The 3,568-nt window shown below is 43.4% G+C and carries 3 protein-coding genes and 1 pseudogene; 3 read left to right on the top strand and 1 reads right to left on the bottom strand.

The window, feature by feature from the left end; translation table 11 throughout:
• Positions 1–87: 87 nt before the first annotated feature.
• The gene (locus F6K46_RS38775; RefSeq protein WP_293068576.1) at positions 88–717 is read left to right on the top strand and encodes an IS607 family transposase; all 630 of its coding nucleotides are present in this window, start codon (positions 88–90) and stop codon (positions 715–717) included.
• Positions 704–1,795: a transposase gene (locus tag F6K46_RS38780; protein WP_293118075.1), complete on the top strand. Its 1,092-nt coding sequence runs from the start codon at positions 704–706 to the stop codon at positions 1,793–1,795. The genes F6K46_RS38775 and F6K46_RS38780 overlap by 14 nt, the downstream gene beginning before the upstream one ends.
• 10 nt (positions 1,796–1,805) lie before the next feature.
• On the opposite strand, the gene F6K46_RS38785 is transcribed toward F6K46_RS38780, so the two are convergent.
• Entirely contained in the window at positions 1,806–1,928 is a 123-nt protein-coding gene (locus F6K46_RS38785; protein WP_293068580.1) for a hypothetical protein, read from the bottom strand.
• A gap of 427 nt (positions 1,929–2,355) precedes the next feature.
• Here F6K46_RS38785 and ltrA point away from each other — a divergent pair.
• Positions 2,356–3,568 (top strand): annotated as a pseudogene (gene ltrA, locus F6K46_RS38790) (group II intron reverse transcriptase/maturase); the annotation flags it as partial.

The following is a 3,568-nucleotide window of genomic DNA, read 5'->3' on the forward strand; positions in this document are numbered from 1 at the left end:
GAGGTGTAACTATGAGCATTTAATCTCATCAAACCTTTTCATATCTCTACAAAGATGTTAGTATAGATTTGTAGAGGTTAAGCCGTTATGAAAAAATATGTCACCCCAAAAGAGGCAGCCGAATATTACGGTGTCTCCATTACAACACTCAGGAGATGGGATAAAGACGGAAGACTTGACAGCATCAGGACTCAAGGGAATCAAAGAAGGTTTTGTGTTGAAGGACAAGACCCGCAGAGTAAGCCCATTGTCGCTTATGCAAGAGTCTCTACACACTCCCAACGAGACGACCTTGATAGACAAGCTGAATTTTTACGGTCAAAATACCCAAACGCTGAAGTTATTTCAGAAGTTGGATCGGGACTCAATTTTAAACGGCGAAAGTTTCTCAAAATATTGGAACGAATATACAGCTCTGATATCTCGGCATTTGTCATTGCATACCCAGATAGAGCAGTCCGATTTGGATTTCCGTTACTTGAATGGTTGTGCCAAAAAAGTGGAGTTAAACTCTTGGTTCTCCATGAACGTAAATTCTCCCCAGAGCAAGAACTCGTCGAAGATATCTTGTCCATCCTCCACTGTTTCTCTGCTAGGCTTTACGGACTCCGAAAATACCAAAAACAAGTCACGAAAGCGGTACAAGAAAAAACCTCGGAATCAGACGGTGAAGTTGACACCCAACAGTGTCTCAAAGATCAGGGTGTTTCCGTCTAAAGAACTTCATAAAGTTTGGAAAACTTGGCTCAACGCTTATCGGTGGGTTTATAACTGGTCAATAGCTACTATCAAGAATGGCTATCAAGGTAGTGCTTACGATTTACAGAAATTAGCAAGAAGTGCGGATAGACCAGAGTGGGTAAAGACATTACCAGGCCACCAACTACAAGAAGCCGTGGCAGATGGGATCGATGCAGTTAAGCAGGCGAAAGCTAACGGAGGTTTTGCTAAGTTTAAGTCCTGTCGAGAGACTTCGCAGGTGATCAAGTTCAAAGCAGGAAACTTCAAGAAGGGTTTCTGGTACCCAACAAAAGTAAAAGGATTGTCTTTCCGCTCACCTCAAGACTTCCCTAGCGAATGTATCTACGGAACTCAATTAGTGTGGATCAAAGGAAAATGGTACGGGATTTTTCCTGAGTACATTGAGCCCACTCCTACTGAAGAGGAACGAGTAATAGCCTTAGACCCAGGTGTTAGGACATTCCTTACTGGTTTTGATGGCAGAAATTATATCGAAATAGGTAAGAGCGATATTGGTAGAATCCAAAGACTTTGTCAACAATTAGATCGGTTGATGAGTCGTATTGACTTAAGCTCTGCCAAACGTCAGAGACGTTCGCGAAGCGTGCGCCAAAGCGCAGGAATGAGGAAAGCCGCTCATCGTTTACGCCAAAAGATTCAAGACTTGATCAAGGACACCCACAACAAGTCGGCCTCCTTTCTCGTTAGTAACTACAAGCTGATCTTTTTCCCAAGGTTTGAGACATCTTTGATGGGGGTAAAGTCAGCTAGGAAGTTGAACAAGAAGACAGCTCGCAATCTGCTCACCTGGAGTCATTACAAATTTCGTCAACATTTGATACAAATGGCAGATCGGCATGATGTTTTGGTGGTATTAGTTAATGAATCTTACACGAGCAAGACTTGTCCGGAGTGCGGTCATATTCACGAAAAATTAGGCGGTAATAGAAAATTCCAATGCCCAAAATGTGGTTTCTCATTACCACGGGATTGGAATGGCGCACGGAACATAATGATTCGTGCTTTGTCGGCAAGTGCGTTTCGTTGGTTATAAACCTTACCTATTAAGGGTTTGGGGGATTAACCGCTTGGTCGGGAAACTGAACCATGACAACTTGATAACCATGGTGGTGAAAATCCATCCCTCGTGAAATCCGAGTGACAGCCTTACCCTGATTTATGAACATAACAAACTCATGAATTGATGCAAGGGTCGAATAGTGAAGCAGAGCTAGTCTAAGCAAAGTTAGTAACAGGCAAAGGACTCATGGGTACGAGAGAAAGGTACATCAGAATCATCGTAAAAGGCATGTAGCGAAATAGACTGATACGCTACAGACAAAAGTCAAAGGAATAAGGACTATGAGGTTTTGCCGCCTCATAATGATTTCCCAAAGAATATTCCTGGTGAAGAGTACCACCCTAAAAGTCCACAGAATGGTTATCAGGAACGAAATAACTCTCATATGTACTCTCAACATGGTCGATGGTTGAGTAGGTAGTTAACCGCAAGTCATAGGAGAGCGAGATTGAGTCAGAAGCCAATGCCTGGGGTAATGCTCAGGATATGCTGACGGACTCACGTTGTAGGAAAGGGTATGGTTGTAAGTAGTAATGAATAAGTCTAAAACTCGGGGGTTCGCCCCACAGTCGGAATGGAGAAGGGTCAATTGGCGAAAGCTGGAAATGACCGTTTTCAAGTTACAAAAGCGATGCAGCGCGGTCTTGGGGGTTTCCCCCATGAGCGACTGCATCAAGACAACGAATATACCGAGCCTCTCAACGTGGTGACGTGAGCGTGGTAAGAAAACTCCAAAAGACCCTGATGAAGTCCTGGTCAGCCAAAATGATTGCGGTCAGACGAGTCACCCAGGAGAATAAAGGCAAAAAGACTGCCGGAATAGACGGGTTCAAAGCCTTAACCAATAGGCAACGCCTCGCCTTAGTAGCCAGCCTCAAGGTCTCCAAAAAGGCACAACCTACCAGAAGGGTATGGATTCCCAAACCCGGACGGTCAGAAAAACGCCCCTTAGGTATCCCGACTATGTACGACCGTGCATTACAAGCACTTGCCAAGCAGGCTCTTGAACCTGAATGGGAAGAAAAATTTGAACCCAATTCATACGGGTTTAGACCAGGACGCTCATGTCATGATGCCATTGAAGCAATATTCAATTTCATCAACAAAAAACCCAAATGGGTTCTTGATGCTGACATTGCCAAATGCTTCGACAAAATAAACCATGATGCACTTCTAACAAAATTGAATACCTATCCATCCATGAGACGTTTAATTAAGTCCTGGCTTAAAGCCGGTGTGATGGATAAGGGAATATTCTCACACACAAACGAGGGCACCCCTCAAGGTGGGGTGATATCCCCACAAAAGCGCGAACATAGCCCTCCACGGAATGGAACAAGAGGTATGGAACTATGCCAACTCTATCAAGGGGAAAAAAACATATTACAAAAAAGGATTAGCCCTAATTAGATACGCAGATGATTTCGTCATCCTTCACCCAGACCAAAAAGTGGTAGAAGAATATCAAGAAGTAATCAACACATGGCTACAGGACATGGGGTTGGAACTAAAACCAAGTAAAACCCAAATTACCCACACTTTTGACGGATTTGATTTTCTTGGATTCAACATCCGTCAATATAAAACAGGTAAAAACCATTCAAAACGAGGTTTTAAAACCATCATCAAACCATCCAAAGAAAAAGTTCTAGAACATTACGGGCAGCTTTCCCAAGTCATCAACAGACATAAAGCTGCCCCACAGAAGGCGTTAATAAGCCAACTTAAACCTATTATAAGAGGATG

Origin of the sequence: Moorena sp. SIO3E8 (genome assembly GCF_010692445.1) — a bacterium.
Lineage (GTDB): Bacteria > Cyanobacteriota > Cyanobacteriia > Cyanobacteriales > Coleofasciculaceae > Moorena > Moorena bouillonii.

Excerpts from the sequence above, each read along its gene's own strand:
- F6K46_RS38775 (WP_293068576.1), top strand. The coding sequence starts at position 88 with ATGAAAAAATATGTCACCCCAAAAGAGGCAGCCGAATATTACGGTGTC.
- F6K46_RS38785 (WP_293068580.1), bottom strand. The coding sequence starts at position 1,928 with ATGTTCATAAATCAGGGTAAGGCTGTCACTCGGATTTCACGAGGGATG.